General features: G+C 58.6%; 13 protein-coding genes. 10 read left to right on the top strand and 3 right to left on the bottom strand.

All coding sequences use genetic code 11. From position 1 onward, the window contains the following. Positions 1-81: 81 nt before the first annotated feature. Positions 82-3423: a type II secretion system protein GspD gene (locus Poly24_RS04480; RefSeq protein WP_231753464.1), complete on the bottom strand. Its 3342-nt coding sequence runs from the start codon at positions 3421-3423 to the stop codon at positions 82-84. A 638-nt stretch (positions 3424-4061) separates the two neighbouring features. Between Poly24_RS04480 and Poly24_RS04475 the strand changes: the two genes are divergently transcribed. From Poly24_RS04475 to Poly24_RS04450, 6 genes are all read left to right on the top strand, one after another. Beyond that, complete coding sequence (locus tag Poly24_RS04475) at positions 4062-4649, top strand: DJ-1/PfpI family protein (protein WP_145091066.1); 588 nt, start codon at positions 4062-4064, stop codon at positions 4647-4649. 123 nt (positions 4650-4772) lie between these two features. Beyond that, on the top strand, positions 4773-6572 hold the full coding sequence (locus tag Poly24_RS04470) for an ABC-F family ATP-binding cassette domain-containing protein (RefSeq protein WP_145091063.1): 1800 nt from the start codon (positions 4773-4775) through the stop codon (positions 6570-6572). A 171-nt stretch (positions 6573-6743) separates the two neighbouring features. Continuing rightward, positions 6744-7628 (top strand): serine/threonine-protein kinase, encoded by an 885-nt coding sequence (locus Poly24_RS04465; protein ID WP_145091060.1) that lies wholly within the window; start codon positions 6744-6746, stop codon positions 7626-7628. Positions 7629-7776: 148 nt separating this feature from the next. After that, positions 7777-8361: a hypothetical protein gene (locus tag Poly24_RS04460; protein WP_145091057.1), complete on the top strand. Its 585-nt coding sequence runs from the start codon at positions 7777-7779 to the stop codon at positions 8359-8361. 76 nt (positions 8362-8437) lie between these two features. After that, a complete protein-coding gene (locus tag Poly24_RS04455) occupies positions 8438-9178 on the top strand; it encodes an ABC transporter ATP-binding protein (RefSeq protein ID WP_145091054.1) in 741 nt (246 codons plus the stop codon). Beyond that, complete coding sequence (locus tag Poly24_RS04450; RefSeq protein WP_145091050.1) at positions 9175-9951, top strand: ABC transporter permease; 777 nt, start codon at positions 9175-9177, stop codon at positions 9949-9951. Before Poly24_RS04455 ends, Poly24_RS04450 begins: the two co-directional genes overlap by 4 nt. 173 nt (positions 9952-10124) lie before the next feature. Here the strand turns inward: Poly24_RS04450 and Poly24_RS04445 are convergent, their stop codons facing one another. Both Poly24_RS04445 and Poly24_RS04440 read right to left on the bottom strand, forming a co-directional pair. Continuing rightward, complete coding sequence (locus Poly24_RS04445) at positions 10125-11300, bottom strand: hypothetical protein (RefSeq protein WP_145091047.1); 1176 nt, start codon at positions 11298-11300, stop codon at positions 10125-10127. Between the two features lie 243 nt (positions 11301-11543). Beyond that, positions 11544-12383: an ABC transporter permease gene (locus Poly24_RS04440; RefSeq protein WP_145091044.1), complete on the bottom strand. Its 840-nt coding sequence runs from the start codon at positions 12381-12383 to the stop codon at positions 11544-11546. A 264-nt stretch (positions 12384-12647) separates the two neighbouring features. Here Poly24_RS04440 and Poly24_RS04435 point away from each other — a divergent pair, with 264 nt between their 5' ends. The 4 genes from Poly24_RS04435 (at position 12648) to Poly24_RS04420 (ending at position 16569) form a co-directional block, all read left to right on the top strand. After that, on the top strand, positions 12648-13478 hold the full coding sequence (locus Poly24_RS04435) for a sulfite exporter TauE/SafE family protein (protein WP_145091041.1): 831 nt from the start codon (positions 12648-12650) through the stop codon (positions 13476-13478). A gap of 3 nt (positions 13479-13481) precedes the next feature. Continuing rightward, positions 13482-14282, top strand: coding sequence for a TerC family protein (locus tag Poly24_RS04430; RefSeq protein ID WP_145091038.1), 801 nt, complete (start codon positions 13482-13484; stop codon positions 14280-14282). Between the two features lie 194 nt (positions 14283-14476). After that, positions 14477-15841, top strand: coding sequence for a hypothetical protein (locus tag Poly24_RS04425; protein WP_197452318.1), 1365 nt, complete (start codon positions 14477-14479; stop codon positions 15839-15841). 68 nt (positions 15842-15909) lie between these two features. After that, positions 15910-16569: a DUF3299 domain-containing protein gene (locus Poly24_RS04420; RefSeq protein WP_231753463.1), complete on the top strand. Its 660-nt coding sequence runs from the start codon at positions 15910-15912 to the stop codon at positions 16567-16569. The last annotated feature ends 17 nt before the right edge of the window (positions 16570-16586 follow it).

Here is a 16586-nt window from a genome sequence, read left to right as displayed (position 1 = left end):
GTCACCCTATAAAAATCCCGCGGGAGCAGTGTCGATGGACACTACTTCCGCGGGACGAAGGACAACCGATTCGGCTAGCGATTACCGGGTCGGATCGAATCCGGTTTGCGCCAACTCTTCTTCTTCCTGAATGATGATCCGTGGCGTGACCATCAACATCAGGCTGTTGGTTTCACGCCCGGTTCCGACATTCTTGAACAGACGGTTGATGTAGGGCAGCTTGCTCAAGATCGGCACGCCCTGCTCGGAGCGGGTTTCTCGCAAACGCTTGATACCGCCCAACAGGATCGTTCCGCCATCGGGAACACTGACCGTTGTCGAAACCGAAGTGAAAGCGAAGGTCGGCAACTGGACCGTGGTACCTTCGTTGACTTCTTCTTCGGATACATCTTCGTCGTTTTCGTCGATCACGCCGTCGTTGTTGGTGTCACGACGCGTCGAATTGCTGGTCGACGAACGCCCTTCGAACGTAAACGTGTCGACTTCACCGATCTGGCTGAAGAACGGCACCAACGTCAGTCGGACGAAGCGTCGGTCATCGCTGACCACCGCTTGCACGTTCAACGCCGTACCTTCGTTCAAGACCACGATGATCGGCTGTTGTGCGACCGCAAAGTCACCGACGATCGGCGTCACACTGATCACAAACGGTCGTTGCGATTGATCGTTGATCGACGCGATTTGACCATCGAACAGCGTCACCTTCGGTGCCTGCAGAACGTTTGTTCGGCTGTCACCCTGAGCGGCTTCCAAGAAGAAGAACGCTTCGATGTCGCTGAGGATCGCAAATCCGATACTGGCAGCGGATCCCGGATCGAAACCACCAAACGCGGGGGCCGACGCTCCGAAGCTGCCTTGGTTGAAGGCAATGTCGAAGTCAGCCGTTGGTGTACCGGCCGAATCGCCGATACCGATCGCCACCGAAGGTCCGCGGTCATCCAGCGGCAGGCTGGAGACATTGTCGTCGAACTCCACGTTAAAGCTGAGACCGATGCGTTCGAAGAAGTTGTCGGCCAACGAGATGAAGCGAACTTCGATCGTGACCTGCAAGTTCTGTAGCTTACGCAACGATTCCAACAATTGAGTGATCTGGTCGTGGACTTCGCTGGTCGTGCTGATCACCAAGCTCAAGTTCGCCGGATAGGGGCTCATCGTACTTGGACCACCCAATGCTTCCCACGTATCGGGAACGACGGTGGTTTGAATCAATTCCATCAGCGAATCAAAGTCGGCGATCGCACCACCACCCATCGAACCGGGTTGTGTGGTTTGACCTTGATGCCCGCCGTTGCCACCAAATCCAAACGCTCCCGGTGCGGTGAAGCCACCTTGTGCCAAGATGTTGGGATTCATCGACGTCGGCGACATCGGGGTGTTATTCGACGCGAGGCCCGTCAACGATACTGGCATCGTGTTCACGTTCAAGCGATTGTTCGCCATCGCGTGAGCCGCTTGAATGGCTCCTGCCAAACCGGTTTCGTACGACGTTGTAAAGTTAGGAATCGGTAGCACCAACGAGGCGACACGATAGGTCACCGGATAGACATCCGATCGCTGCATCTCGCGGCTGGTGACCATCAAGACTTCATTGCGGATCACATAGCTCAGGTCCAACGGACTGAGGATCAATTGCAGGGCACTGCGGAGCGAGATCGGTTGGCTCAAATCGATGCTAACCGATTGATCGCGTGTCATGTTGAAGGCCGACAGAGCGCGGTCGTCGATGTGCATCGGCACGCCGGTCATCTTGCTCAAGGTGTCGATCACTTCGCCCAGCGGTCGCTTGTCGAAACGCACTTCCACAGGAGTTGTTAGACGACTTTCGATTTCCAATTCGCGTGGCCCCATCCGGCGATTGGCCGCACGTTCACGCTGCAACCGCGTAGTGCTCATCGGAGCCCATTCGCGAGCATCGGCAAACTTCAATGGGTTCCGGTCGTCGAACGGAATCGACGATTCATCGACAGCTTGCAACGTGTCGACAAAACCGATCTCTTTCTTGCCTTGGATCTCTTCGGCTTGGTTCAAACGGATTCCCATTCGCGAATTGTGCCACAGCAGCGTCGCGATCGGCGAATCGGGTTTCAGTTCATTAACTTGTTTCGCGATGATCTCCGCCTCGGGATAACGTTGGTCATCCATCAGTTCGTTGAACTGTTCGACCAATTGAGAGACCTTCTCGTCCAATTCGATCAGGTCGAACTGATCTTGATTGATCTCTTCGCGAATCCGAGCGTTGGTCATGTCCAGATCGATCTGGGCACGGTTCTGTTCCACGTATTTTTGTTGCGTAGTGATCTGGCGATCGACCATCGACAACATCTGTTGCCGCGATGCGGAATCCGCATCGGTGTTGGCTTCGATGCTACGACGCAGGCGTTGCAGCCGCTCCAAGGCGCCGATCGGATTGTCCTTCTTGGCTTGTTCGACGTTCGCAAGTTCGCTGGTGACTTCACGCATCAGACGTGCACGAGCCAACGTTTGCTCTTGCGTCACGGCGTCAAACGCACCTGTCGATTCCGCCATCGGACGAGGTTCCGTCGCTGGACGCATCAACGTCAGCTTGTCTTTCAATTGTTGACGGGTCGCGGGATCCAAGGTGGCTTCGCTTTTCCAAGCTTCCAGGAACAAAGCTCTCGCTTGATCGCTGTTGCCGGCCGAAAGCGCTTCGACTCCCTTGCGATAGGTTTCCGCTGCGTCGCTGGGGACCGGCACTTGAGGCAAGTTCGCTTGAACCTGCATCACTTGCGAACGATCGCCGGTGGCGTTGTATCCACTTTGCTGAACCTGTCCCATACCGGGTGCGGCACCAATCGGAACCGTCGCTCCAGCCTGCATAACACCGCCCAACTGAGCGGGATTGAATTGAGCCTGTTGGGTTCCCTGCGGTTGCCGGCGCGACATCGAATCGGCGTCCAGCATCAGCTGCCACGGTCGGGTTTGTCCGGGTCGGAAGGCGGCATCGGGAACTTCCAGGCTGTCGGCCTGGGTCGCGAGCTGTTGCGCGGTTCGGAAATCGCCCCGGTCCATCGCCGCTTGTCCCAGCGCGACCAAGCGGCCCGCTTCGATCAAACGTTGTTCGACAGGCGCCTGTTTGGTGATTTGTGTTGTTTGTGAATTGTCGGAACCGGCGGCTGGCGATTGTCCTACGGTTGTTGGCAACCGGGTCATATCGATAGGAGCCGTCAGGTTGGATCCGGCGGAAAATTGCATCGGTGGAATGCTAAAGCCACCGGGCAACGGCTGCGTCGGGGACTGCAATTGCAATCCCGCTTGGCCGTTCATCGCCGGGACGATTGCCATTAGGTCCTTGGCTTGCACCCCCATCGATTGCAGCTGTTGATACAGCCCATCGAGTTCGGGTCGCAGCTGAGGCACCATGGGCAACATGCCGGCGGCTTCACGGAAAGCCGTCACTGCCACTGGCAGATCCCGGTCCGTTATCGCCTGCTTGGCTTGTTGAACCAAGGCATAGGCTCTGCCTGGATCAAACGGGGTTGGCTGGGCAGCACGAGGCTGGACAGGCACCGGCGCTGCGGCGGGGGCCTGGGCATGCGTATTCACATCAACGCTCGAGAGCACAGCTCCAAGCAGAGCGATTGATGCGATCCAAAGTCTGTAGTTCACCGTTGCAATCAACGCGAATCTCCTTCATCGCGGGCACGCTTTTTAAGCAAAACTAACCCGCCAGCCAATGTTCGCGATCGAAATTCATTTTCGATGCGATATCAAGATCGTCCCGCCGCTGCGCACGCCATCCGTGGCAAATTCTTTCGCAGAACTGGACGACCCAAGGTCCACAATCGTCTGACCAACCAAACGACCGCGTTTGCCCCTCATCATGCGATCACGCAAAACAGTGGGCTGGAGGGTGAGTACCAATCGGAAACTCCCCGCGTCAAGCCAGAATTTCCCCTGACCTCAGATATTTTTCGATGCGGCTCCGGCGGCTGGGTGCCTGGCTAAAAAAGAAGGCCCAGGTTAGCCTGTGGTCTGAAGGGCGTTTGCCTTCAACATTCAAACGTTTTCTGCTTCCTTTAAGCCCCGAGGATTCCTAGGCGATGGCTGCCAAAAAGATACTGATGCTGGTCGGCGATTTTGTGGAAGACTACGAAGCGATGGTGCCGCTGCAGATTTTGCTGTGCGTCGGGCACCAGGTCGACACCGTTTGCCCAGGTAAGCTAGCCGGACAGACCGTCGCGACAGCGATCCACGATTTTGAAGGGCATCAGACCTACAGCGAAAAGCCAGGCCACAATTTTGCGATCACCGCCAACTTTGCGGACGTTCAGGCAGCAAACTATGATGCCTTGGTGATCCCCGGCGGCCGCGCCCCCGAATATCTGCGGATGGATTCGCAGGTGATCGATCTGGTCAAGGCATTCCACGCCGACAATAAGCCGATCGCCGCGGTCTGCCACGGCCCGCAAATCCTGGTTGCGGCGGGACTGTTGGCGGGACGCCAGTGCAGCGCGTATCCAGCCGTTGCCGCGGAAGTCACCGTCGCGGGCGGTCAGTTTGTCCCCGCATCCGCTGGTTTCGACAATGCCCATGTCGATGGCAACCTGGTCACTGCGCCGGCTTGGCCGGCACATCCCGCCTGGATGCGTGCCTTCCTGGAACTGCTGGGAAGCGAAATCAAGCCCTAACCCCAGCCGCTCCGATACTTCCAATCGGACACGCACGTTTCCCCCTTCCTCCATTCAGCTGCGACGCCTGCCGCCCCCCACGGCCGGGCGTCGCCAAGTATCCTCTTACGACTCAAAGGCCCCATGGCAACGCTGCTCCAAATCAAAGGCGGTTTCAAACGATACGGCGAACAAGTCTTGCTCGATGATGCCGACGCAACGATCGTCGACAACGTAAAACTCGGTTTGGTCGGCCGCAACGGCGCCGGCAAATCGACCCTGCTACGAATCTTTATGGGCGAAGAGGAACTCGATTCGGGCGAGGTCACCTACAGCAACAATCTGCGCGTCGGATACCTGCGTCAGCACGACCCGTTCGAACCGGGCGAATCGGCCCTCGACTTCCTGATGCGCGACAGCGGCCAGCCCGATTGGAAGTGCGGCGAGGTCGCCGGCCAATTCGAACTTAAAGGCGTCTACCTCGACGGCCCCGTCAAAGAGCTTTCCGGCGGTTGGCAAACGCGGGTTAAACTGGCCGCACTGCTGCTGCACGAACCGAATCTGTTAATTCTCGATGAACCGACAAACTTCTTGGACGTTCGTACGCAGATTCTGTTGGAGCACTTTTTGCGTGGCTTCAACGCATCGTGTTTGATCGTTTCGCACGATCGCGCGTTCCTGGAAGCGACCTGCGACCAGACCCTCGACCTGACCCGCGGCAAATTGACGATGTACCCGGGCAAGATCGAAGCCTTCTTGCAATATCAGGAAGAGCGCCGCGAACACGATCTGCGCGTCAACAGCGCCGTGTTGGCAAAGCAGAAGCAATTGCAGACCTTCATCGACAAGAACCGAGCCAACGCGAGCACCGCCAGCCAAGCTCGATCCAAACAAAAACAGCTCGAACGCCTGCAAACCGTCGAGATCGAAGTCGACCTGCCAACGGTCCACATCCGTGCGCCAATCATCGATAACCCGCGACAGGGACCTGCGGTTCGTTGTCTCGATCTCAGCATCGGATATCCCGACCATACGGTCGCTTCGGGAATCCAATTGGAGATCGAACATGGCGAACGGGCGGGCATCGTCGGTGACAACGGCCAAGGTAAAACGACGCTGCTGCGAACTTTGGTGCAATCCCTGAAACCGGTCGCCGGAGCGGTCAAATGGGGCTATGGTTGCGAGATCGGTACCTACGCGCAGCACGTCTACACCAGCCTCACGCCGACCTGGACTGTCCTGGAATATCTAGAATCCAAGGCGCTCACCGGGACGACGCATCAACAGATCCTTGCCGTCGCCGGATCGTTGCTGTTCCGCGATTCGCACACCCGCAAGAAGATCTCGGTCCTCTCCGGTGGTGAACGCGCTCGGTTGTGTATGGCCGGCCTGTTGTTAGGCGATTACAACATCCTCGTGCTCGACGAACCGGGCAACCACTTGGACGTCGAAACCGTCGATGCGTTGGCCAACGCGTTGTTGGAATACAAGGGTACGGTGATCTTCACCAGCCACGATCGGCACTTCATGCAGCGGATCGCCACCAGCGTGATCGAGGTCCGCGATCAACAAGTGCGGAACTACGGCAGCGGATACGAATCGTATCTGTACGCGGTCAACAAAGAGGTCGACGACGGAGAGCGTGAACTGAATGCCAAGCGTGGCAAAGCGGGCTCGCCCGCCGGCAAGGCGCCCAAGGGAGACCACCGCGCCGCGCGACGCGACGACCGCAAACTGCGGAAGGAGATCAGCAGCATCGAAAAGAAGATCGCTCGACTGGACGACAGCAAGAACGCGCTGAATCGAGAGTTATTGGAAACCACCGATGCCAAAAAGGCACTCGACCTGCACAACGAGATCCAAGATCTGACGGAGCAGTTGAGCGAAGCCGAAGCCCAATGGATCGAATTGCAAGCATTGCTCCCCGAAAGTGACTTTGGGTAGGCAATTTACAGGGTAGAACGCCGCTGAACCGCATGGTCGACGCAAGATGCCGGGTTGCCGGTCGCGTCGACTTTAGCGGTTGCGCCGCCCAATCTGCAGGCGAGTTTCTCATCCGCCGATCCTAGCTAACGGGCATTTATTTGGCTCGTTGCAAAGGCAGACGGAGAGAACATGACCGATCGAACAGGTGTCACCACGGATCGCGTTCCCAGCGCAAAACGAAATCAATGCGTTGGCATTTGGCGTTTGCTGGAGTGCTTTCATCAAGGGCCTTGGACCGATCTGTTTTACGCGCAGCCCGCCGAAGCGGCCGGTAGTCCGCGCGCCGATTACGTCGTCAAAATGCTCACCGACAGCATCGATGCGCAGCTGGAAGGCCAGCTGCAATTGCGTCAGGAAGCGACCAGCGCCAAAGCGGCCAACCATCCCAATTTGATCGCGCTGTTGGATGCTCGGCTCTCCGCGCCGCGTCCCTATGTCGTCTTCCCACGCTTGGACGGACAACCGCTCTCGACTTGGCTGGGCAGCAAATATTCGCAGCCATTGCCGGTCGGATTGTGGTGGATTCGCCAAGCAGCGCAAGCGCTCCAAGCGTTGCATCAATCCGGTTGGATTCACGGCGATGTGAAACCCGACAACATGCTGGTCAGTCTCAGCGGCCACCTGACGGTGATCGACCTGGGCCTATCAATGCGTGAAGGGGACACGCTGCAAGCCGATCGCTTCCAAGGAACTCCCGCCTACGCCGCTCCCGAACAGATCCAAGGCAAGGGCAGGGCGACCAGCCAGTCGGATATCTACTCGCTGGGAATCGTCTTCCAACAAATGCTCTGCCGCAACCAACCGGCAGTCCCGGCGAAGCCTTTGAATCGCCAGCTGTTGCAAAAATTCCAGGTTCCCGAATCGGTCGTCGGCATGTTGGAAGAGATGACCTCGTCGACCCCGACCGATCGGCCGACAGCAGCTCAATTGGTCGATCGGATCTTTAAACTCGAGATCGAAACGCTCGGAACGCACATCCAACCGTTGGACGATACGCTTCCTCAAGCCGCCTGATCCTGGCGGTGCAGGGCGAGGTACCATCCGGCACGCGTGAGCGTCCGGTTAATCTGCTGACATGCCGTCCGTTCGACGGCTCGCAGGGTCTGGCGTACAATCGAAGGCTCACGACGCCTCGACCGCCGATGATTTGGAGACCCGTGCGATGGTGGATCTAATCGCCGAACGCCCGTTCATGCTGACCTTCATTCTGTTGGCCTTTGCCGTCGCATCGGCCTACGGTTGGATGCAAACGGGAAAGCGGGCGGGGCTGATCATCGCTGGCGTCTTCCTGCTGTTGATTCCGATCGGGATCTACGTCGAAAAGATCTGGGTGACCGACCGCGAATCGCTTGTCGATTCGATCCTGCAGGTCGCCGACGCGCTGCAGGCGAACGACCACCCGCGCGTCTTTCAGTTCATCGATCCCGATGCCGAACCGGCGATCCAATCGGCCAAGGCGGAACTGCCGCGCTTTCACTTCGATCGGGCCCAGGTCAACATGGGTGGCTTTCGCAAGTTCGAGATCCGCAGCGATCTGCAGCCTCCCGAAGCGATCGTCGACTTTACGATCAACGTCACCGTTTCGATGAAAGACAAGAGTCACACCAACGCGCAGGTCCCTCGGCGGCTGATCGTCAAGTTCCGCAAGTCGGGCGACATTTGGCGAGCTCTCGAATACACGCACCTGCCGGTGATCGGAGATCCCGACGGGATGAGTCCCAACGGTGGCCGGCCGCCCACTTTCTGATACGATTGTCGATCCCATCGAGCGCCACCGCGGTCGATTCCCGCGATCTTATGCCTTCCCCGCAGACTCCACACCGATGATTGTTGCCGATTCGCTGAATCTATCGATCGACGGGCAATCGATCATCGAAACGCTGGACCTTCAAATCGCAGCGGGCGAATTCGTCGCGATCGTTGGCCCCAGCGGTTGCGGCAAGACGTCGCTGCTGCGGATGGTCGCCGACCTGCAGCGTCCCAGCGGCGGCAGCTTGAAACTTTCCGTCGCCGATCGCGACCGCCCACCGATCGCCTACGTCTTTCAAGATCCCACGCTCCTCCCCTGGAGGACGGTCCTGGAAAACATCGCGCTGCCGTTGGAACTGGCGGGGAAATCTCGCCGCGAAGCGACCGCTTCCGCGGCGGGCGTGCTGTCGATGGTCGGTCTGCGCGACGACGATCGCAACAAATTGCCGGCGATGCTTTCGGGCGGAATGCGGATGCGAGTATCGCTGGCTCGAGCTGTCGTGATGCAGCCGCAGATCATGTTGTTCGATGAGCCCTTCGCGGCGCTCGACGATCTGTTGCGCAGCCGCTTGAACGAACAGATCCTTCAGTTGTGGCGGCAACAGCGTTGGACCGGATTGTTTGTCACCCATAACGTCAGCGAAGCGATCTTCTTGAGCAACCGCGTACTGGTGATGACCGATCGCCCGGCGCGGATCGCGGAGATCGTCGACGTTCCTTTCGATCACCCGCGCGAAGCTTCTTTGCGATCGTCGATCGAATTCAATCGATTGACCGAGCGTTTGACTCAGTTGTTGCGAGGAGAGGCCAAATGAACCAGCGGGTCGAACGGTTCACCGATTCGTTGTGGCCGATGCTGGTGGCGTTGGTGCTGTTGATCGCCGGTTGGTCGGCGGCGAAGTACCTGTGCGCCGTCGAGGATTACTTCGTTCCCTATCCTTGGACCGTCGTCACCGCCGCGGTTCGGATCGCTCCGGAGCTCGCTGCTGCAACATGGTTGACGGCCCGTGCGGCGGTCTGTGGTTTCGTTCTCAGCACGCTTGTCGGATCGGTGATCGCGATCCTGTTCGCCCAGTTCCGGCTGCTGCGGCTCGGCTGTTTTCCCTACGCCGTGATCTTGCAAACCGTCCCGATCGTGGCGATCGCGCCGCTGATCACCTACACCCGCGGACCCGGCTTTGAGAGCGTGGTGCTGATCGCGTTTATCGTCAGCCTGTTTCCGATCATCGCCAACACGACCGCCGGCCTGACAAGCGTCCCGCGCGGCCTGCAGGAACTGTTTCGCTTGAACCACGCCACGCGATGGCAACAGATTTGGAAGCTGCAGACACCGCACGCCGTCCCGAACCTGATCACCGGGATGCGGACATCGGCCGGACTGGCGGTGATCGGAGCGATCGTGGGAGAGTTTTTTGCCGGCAACAGCAGCCGCGGCCACGGGCTCGGATTTATGGTCCCTCAGAAAATGGACCGCTTGCGCGCCGATGAAGCCTTCGCCGCCGTGGCGATGGCGACGCTGTTAGGGATCGCCATGTTCGCCGCCGTCAGCCTATTGCGCAGCACCGCGCTGCGGCGATGGAGTCAATGAGCGCCGCGCTGGAGTCGAGGCTTCAGCCGACAAAGCGCATCAGCAAGCCGCGGATGCGGCGATCGCATAAAGCCTGCGGCGCGAGCCGCAGGTCCGGACTGCGCACCGTCGGCTGAAGCCTTGACTCCAACGTTGCGCCTCTTCGGCTGAAGCCTCGACTCCAGCGGTTGCGTTTAGGCTGCGGACTTTTGGTCTTGTTGATCGCTGGCGCCCAACCAGTTGACGATCTCGCCGAGGTCCTTCGACCACGCGCTGCTGACGCGGCGAGCGCAGAAGACGTGGAACATCAGGTCGATCGTTTCGCTGAGCGTTCGGATCGCGTCGATCCGGTCCTCCACACCAAACTCGATATCCTCGTCGACGTGGATCTTCGCTCCGCTGATCGCAAACGTCTCGGCTTGCAGGACCAGATCGAATTGCTGGCCATCGCGGACGACGGTCATCCCGGTTTTGCGAGGCAGTTTGCCACATCGAACCGCTTGCATCGCTTCGGGTAACCGCGTCGGCGCTTCCGCCGAAATCACCTCTTTGCCCGATTCGCCCGCCGGGCATTCCAGCGTCAAGGTCTTGTTCAACATCACCGCCACTTCCGACTCATCGGGCAGTTCGAAGGTGTCGGTTTCGTTCTCCAACGTCCACCACAGCCACAGCAAAAACTCGTTCCCCAAAAAGTCGGGAGCTTGCGAATGTTCGCTGGTCCAGGCGATATCGCCATGGTGATGGTTGGGGACAAAACAAGCGGGAACCAGGTCTTCGACTTCGGCTAGCTTCTTGTTGTCGCGTCCCCATTGCATCGCGATCGTCCCGGCACTGACATGCCGCAGCTCGATCTCGAAAGTGCGTTCCAGCAGGTCGGCGCAGTGACCGCTGGCGGTGCCGGTGGATCCGCCGAAGTAGAGCATGCTGTTGCGTTGGTCCCACAGAATCGGGAACTGCTGCATCTTGCGGTATTTGCCAGTCGCGGCTTCGACATCGCAGCGCTGCTCCACCGCTTCTTTGGCTTCCTTTCGCTGCGCCTTGGTCGGCACGCCGCTGGAATTATCTTTCGCCAGCGCCGCCAGTTCCATCTGCAACCAAGCGTTGCGGATCGCTGCGGGAATCTGATTCGTATCGATCCGCACGCCACAGTGCAACGCATCGTTAATGACATTCTTACTGATGTCGAAATCGGGATCAAACAGATGCGATCCGCCGAGGAAACCGACGTGGATGTTTTCGGTCGACGACGTTTGCGTCTGGCCAGCGCGATGGCTGTCTAAGATCTCGATGTGCTCATCAATGAATTGCGGTGCATCAAAACCCGAAACGTCGAATCTCTCAAATGCAAGGCTACCGCCCAAAAATGGCATAACAACTCTCAATCGACTGAAAGGAAACATGGACCGTTCGCGTCGAAGTCTTATCGGCCTCCAATCCTCCGCACATTTGCCGCTCCACCGCCGGGCGATACGACAGTTGCATGCGTCACGATCGCAACCGGCGTCGTCGGCCGCAAGGTCGTGCGACCACCAGAGGGGGCGACGCGGTTGGTAAACCGGCGACCGTAGGGGGCGCGTCGGTCGCCTGAAGGCTCGACTCCAGCGCATGCGCCTTTACAACTTGCCGTTTTTTTCGATTCGGTCCCAGCGGATGGCGTGCTGGTCGTTGGTCAAGCGGCGGTAGCTGATCATGATCGAACCGAGCGTGCCGATCGCGACGGTTGCGGCGATCAGGAACATGATCACGATTTGATACTTGACCGCCGACATCGGATCGACTCCCGACAGCAATTGCCCAGTCATCATCCCTGGCAGACTGACGATCCCCGCGACAGTCATCGCGTTCATGATCGGAATCATCCCGGTTCGCATCGCCGATCGAACCGTCGGGCGGACCGCTTCCCAACGGGTCGCTCCCAGGCAGAGCGCTCCGTCGATCACCGCTCTTCCGCGACTGAGTTCGCTGAGGAACCGATCCAAGCCCAGCGAGATCCCTGTCAACGCGTTCCCCAAGATCATCCCGACCAGCGGAATCAGATACTGCGGCCGCCACCAAGGATCGGGCTGGACGACCCAAACGACGGCGATCGCCGCCACGATCCAGCTGCTGGCCCAGACGCTGATCAGACTGGTGACGTAGATCCCGGGATAGCGCAGCTCGCTGCGCCCGACAGCCGACAGCCCCGCTATCGTCGTCATCAGGGCGACGATCGCCAGCACCGCCGCGGGTTGGTTGACGGTAAAGATCCACTGCAGCACGTATCCGACCAGGATCAATTGCAGCGTCAGCCGGACCGAAGCGACGAGGAACCGCTTGCCCAAGTCCAACCGCAGGGCCAACGAGACCGCGGCGTTGATCAGGATCAGACTGGCGGCGATCGCGACCTGCCACCAAGCCAGATCGATGTAGGCGGTTGTCGCAGCCAGCGGGAATTGAAATGTCAGATCGGACATCGGCGGTTTGAATATGGATTGAGAGGCGTTGGAGTCAAGGCTTCAGCCGACCGAGCGCATTGTTCGTTGGAGTCAAGGCTTCAGCCGACCGAGCGCATCTTCGGCTGAAGCCTTGACTCCAACGTTGCGCATCTTCGGCTGAAGCCTCGACTCCAACGGTGCGCTTGGTCGGCTAAAGCCTTGACTCCAACGAACAATGCGCTACTTCGGCTAGCGTCGCGACTCCAGCGGCGGGCCTACACCAAACCGCCAGCTCGCTCTAACATGATGGAAATGTTACCACTGGAAGAACTCGCCGCCTTTGCTGCCGTTGTCTGTCTGGGCATCTTCGTCCAATCGGCAACCGGTTTTGCTGGCGGGCTGGTCATCATGCCATTGATGTTATGGGCTGGCCAGGGGATCCCCGAAACGCAGGCGGCGCTGCTGGTTGCGACCACGCCACAAAACGCATGGGGCCTGTGGCAGTACCGCCAAACGGTGCAACTGAAAGAATTCGCCTTTCCGGCGACGCTTCGGATGGCATCGCTGCCGGTCGGGATCGCCGTCCTCTCGCTGATCGATGGCTTCCCGGTGCAATTCATCCGTCAATTGATCGGCGCGGTCGTCATTCTGTGCGTGATGATGCTGCTGATCTTCCGCCCCACGCCGCGCGAGCATCTGCACATCGGCTGGACCTGGCTCGCCTTCTTATCGTCGGGCTTCTTCCAAGGCTGCACCGGAACGGGCGGCCCGATGATGGTGCTGTGGGTGCAGGCGCACGACTGGAGCACCAAGCGGACGCGAGCGTTTCTGTTCACGATGTATCTGGTCTCGATGCTCCCCGCCTGGGGCCTGCTGTACTATTGGTTTGGCCAGCGGATCATCAACCCATCGCTGACGGCGATGGCGATCATCCCGCTGCTGCTGGTGGCAACTTGGATGGGGCTGCACGTTGGCACATGGCTGGGCCGGCACCGGTTGCGACGCGTGACGATGTGCGTGCTGTTGGTCGTCGGGCTGGTGGGGCTACTGTCACCGCTGTTCAGCCCGGCCCGCAGTCCAGATAATTCCGCTTCTAAGAACACCACCACGTCCCTCTCTCCACCCACTCGGTAAACCATGATTGCCGCGGACCTGCACGTTGAAGCAAGTGGAATTTTTACTGTCGAAGCCCTGATCGCGTTGGTTGCCCTGACGTTGATGGAAATCGTTCTGGGGATCGACAACATCGTTTTTATCGCGATCAAGACCAGCGGACTGCCGGAAGCACAGCGACCGACGGCACGGCGACTCGGATTGCTGGCGGCGTTGGTCAGCCGGATCGTGCTGCTGCTGTGCATCAGCTGGATTGTGAAAATGGAAGCCCCGCTGTTTCATCTTTCCGACTTGGTGCCGGCCAGCTTGCTACCCGATTCGATTGCGAGCAACGAAGAGGCCGATGGGATTTCGGTCCGCGACGGGCTCCTCTTTTTCGGCGGGCTGTTTTTGTTGTGGACCGGAGTTCGCGAGATCCACGACAAGATCGAACACATCGACGAACACGCCCAGCCCAGCAAAGCCAGTTTCGGCCGCGCGATCGCCACCATCGCAGTCATGGATATCGTCTTCTCCATCGATTCGGTGATCACCGCCGTCGGCATGGCGGATCAGATCTGGGTGATGGTCGCGGCAGTGATCATCGCTGTAGGCGTGATGATCGCGTTTGCCAATCAAATCAGCGACTTTGTCGAGAACCACCCCACGATCAAGATGCTGGCTCTGAGCTTCCTGATCCTGATCGGCGTCGTCCTGGTGACCGAAGCGGTCGGCAATCCGCTGGCCAAGGGATACGTCTACTTTGCAATGGGTTTCTCGTTGATGGTGGAGTTCCTGAACATGCGGTTTCGGATGAAGCAGGTTCCCAGCGACCAATCGCCATGAGCGTTGCCTGCAAAATCGCTGCAAGCTGCAAAGCTTTACCAGTTTGCACTTTATGGCAATCCGCAGCGACAACGGGTGCTTTTTTGCGGAACAATCACCTATTATGTAGAGACGATTCGTCACAATGCCGACATGCTTCGCACGTGGAGCGGTTGGCTGCAGGAACCCCACCCGCCTAAACCGAGGATAGTTCTATGGGACGTCGATTCGTTCCCCTCCTTTTGATCTGCGCCACGCTCAGCCAATCCACCAACCTGTTGGCCTGCCCATTCTGCACCGCAGTCTCCCAAACCCTTCGCCAAGAGATGGCATCGATGGATGCGGTCGTCGTCGCCGAAGCGACCGAAGCGATCGAGCCGTCGGACACCGGCGAAGTCGAACTGACCGTCAAAGTGGTCCTGAAAGGGGAGAAGTTGGTCAAAGTCGACCAACGGGTCAAATCGGTTTACTTCGGCAAAGCCGAAAAGGGACGCCGGTTCATGCTGACCGGCGTCGATCCACCCGAACTGATGTGGTCCTCGCCGCTGCCGCTGACCAAGCGTTCCGAAGACTATCTGCTGAAACTGACCAAGCTGCCCGACGACGATATCGAACGATTGGTCTTCTTCCAGGAGTTCTTGGAGGATGAAGAGGATTTGCTGGCACGGGACGCCTACGACGAATTTGCCGTCGCCCCATATTCGGCTGTCAAAGCGTTGGCTCCGAAGATGCATCACGACCAATTGATCGAGTGGATCAAAAACCCAGAAGTCGCATCGGATCGCCGCCGGCTGTACCTGACGATGCTGGGCGTTTGTGGCGACAAAAAAGACGTCCCGATGCTCGAAGCGATGCTGACCAGCACGCAAAAGAGTACCCGCGGCGGCCTCGATGCGTTGATCGCTTGCTATCTAACGCTCAACGGCGCCGACGGCTTGCCCGTCGTCAACGAACTGTTCCTGGACAACAAAAAGGCCGAATACGCGGACACTTACGCGGCAATCATGGCGTTGCGATTCCATGGCACCGAGACCGATGTGATCCCGAAGGAGCAATTGGTCAGCTCGCTGCACCACGTTCTCAAACGTCCCCAATTGGCGGATCTGGTGATTCCCGACCTGGCTCGCTGGGGCGACTGGTCGCAGATCGATGCCCTAGTCGATCTGTTCAAAACTGCCGAAGCTGGCAACAACTGGGTCCGCGTTCCCGTGATCAATTATTTGCGAGCCTGCCCGCTGCCCGAAGCGGCCGCGGCGCTTGTCGAGCTGGAAAAAGTTGATCCGGCGGCGGTTCGACGCGCCAACACTTTCTTCCCCGTCCCCGCATCGGACGCCCCGAAGAAAGACGCTGAAACCTCGCAAATCTCCGATTCGCCAGCCGCTGGATTGGTCCAAACGCTCGATTCGGGAAAACCGCTGGCCGCGGCTGCGGTTGTCGTTCCGCAAGTTGTTCAGCCGGTAACCGCGCTCCCCGCAGTGAACCCGCTGCGACTGTTGTTCGTATCAAGCATTACCGCCACAAGCCTGACGATCCTGATCTGGCTCGTCATCAGCGGGGGAACTCTGCCGGCGCAGACCTGAGTTCCCGACATTCGTCGCTGCCTCATTCCGCCCGACCCAACAAAGCCATGGCCACGGACATTGCCCCGATGTCTGCAACCGCAGACACCGTCGATTATCCCTATCGAGCCCTCAGCAAGCTGGCGATCGCCTCGGTCAGCTTGTTTATCGTTGGCCTGCTGGGCCTAGTGCCGCTGTTCGAGCCGATGCTTTCGCTGGCGATGATCGGTGCGGCCTGCGGAATCTTCGCAGTCCGTTCGATCAAGCAATTTCCTGAAGAATACGGCGGGCTAATGCTAGCTCAAACCGGAATCTTCCTGAACGTCGCCTTGATGATCGGCGGCATCGCCGAGCACACCTACATCTACCTAACCGAAGTCCCCGACGGCTATCAACGCGTTGGGTTCTACGAGCTGGAACGGACCAAAGGCCCCGACGCGCCGACCGAAAAAGCTGTTGAGATCGACGGCGAAGATATCTTTCTCAAAGGCTACATCCACCCCGCGTCGGGCGAAGGCGCTTTGAAACAGTTCATTTTGGTACCCGATCTGGGAACCTGCTGTTTCGGAGGCCAACCGAGATCCAGTAGTATGATAGAAGTCACGCTGACCGGCACGAAGACAGTTCGCTACGGGCGAACGAAGATGAAGCTGGCCGGGCAATTCGAGCTGAACAAATCGCTTCGCACGAAAAAGGACATCGACAACATTCTGTTCTATCGACTGCGAGCCGATTATGTGAAGCAATAAAAAACCTTCACCCAACG

Origin of the sequence: Rosistilla carotiformis (genome assembly GCF_007753095.1) — a bacterium.
Lineage (GTDB): Bacteria > Planctomycetota > Planctomycetia > Pirellulales > Pirellulaceae > Rosistilla > Rosistilla carotiformis.
The sequence above is the reverse complement of the archived record's forward strand: the minus strand, read 5'-3'. Positions and strand labels throughout refer to the sequence as shown.

Bases quoted from the DNA above. Each gene is read 5' to 3' on its own strand.
- Poly24_RS04475 (WP_145091066.1), top strand. From the start codon at position 4,062: ATGGCTGCCAAAAAGATACTGATGCTGGTCGGCGATTTTGTGGAAGAC.
- Poly24_RS04470 (WP_145091063.1), top strand. From the start codon at position 4,773: ATGGCAACGCTGCTCCAAATCAAAGGCGGTTTCAAACGATACGGCGAA.
- Poly24_RS04465 (WP_145091060.1), top strand. From the start codon at position 6,744: ATGACCGATCGAACAGGTGTCACCACGGATCGCGTTCCCAGCGCAAAA.
- Poly24_RS04460 (WP_145091057.1), top strand. From the start codon at position 7,777: ATGGTGGATCTAATCGCCGAACGCCCGTTCATGCTGACCTTCATTCTG.
- Poly24_RS04455 (WP_145091054.1), top strand. From the start codon at position 8,438: ATGATTGTTGCCGATTCGCTGAATCTATCGATCGACGGGCAATCGATC.
- Poly24_RS04450 (WP_145091050.1), top strand. From the start codon at position 9,175: ATGAACCAGCGGGTCGAACGGTTCACCGATTCGTTGTGGCCGATGCTG.
- Poly24_RS04445 (WP_145091047.1), bottom strand. From the start codon at position 11,300: ATGCCATTTTTGGGCGGTAGCCTTGCATTTGAGAGATTCGACGTTTCG.
- Poly24_RS04440 (WP_145091044.1), bottom strand. From the start codon at position 12,383: ATGTCCGATCTGACATTTCAATTCCCGCTGGCTGCGACAACCGCCTAC.
- Poly24_RS04435 (WP_145091041.1), top strand. From the start codon at position 12,648: ATGATGGAAATGTTACCACTGGAAGAACTCGCCGCCTTTGCTGCCGTT.
- Poly24_RS04430 (WP_145091038.1), top strand. From the start codon at position 13,482: ATGATTGCCGCGGACCTGCACGTTGAAGCAAGTGGAATTTTTACTGTC.
- Poly24_RS04425 (WP_197452318.1), top strand. From the start codon at position 14,477: ATGGGACGTCGATTCGTTCCCCTCCTTTTGATCTGCGCCACGCTCAGC.
- Poly24_RS04420 (WP_231753463.1), top strand. From the start codon at position 15,910: ATGTCTGCAACCGCAGACACCGTCGATTATCCCTATCGAGCCCTCAGC.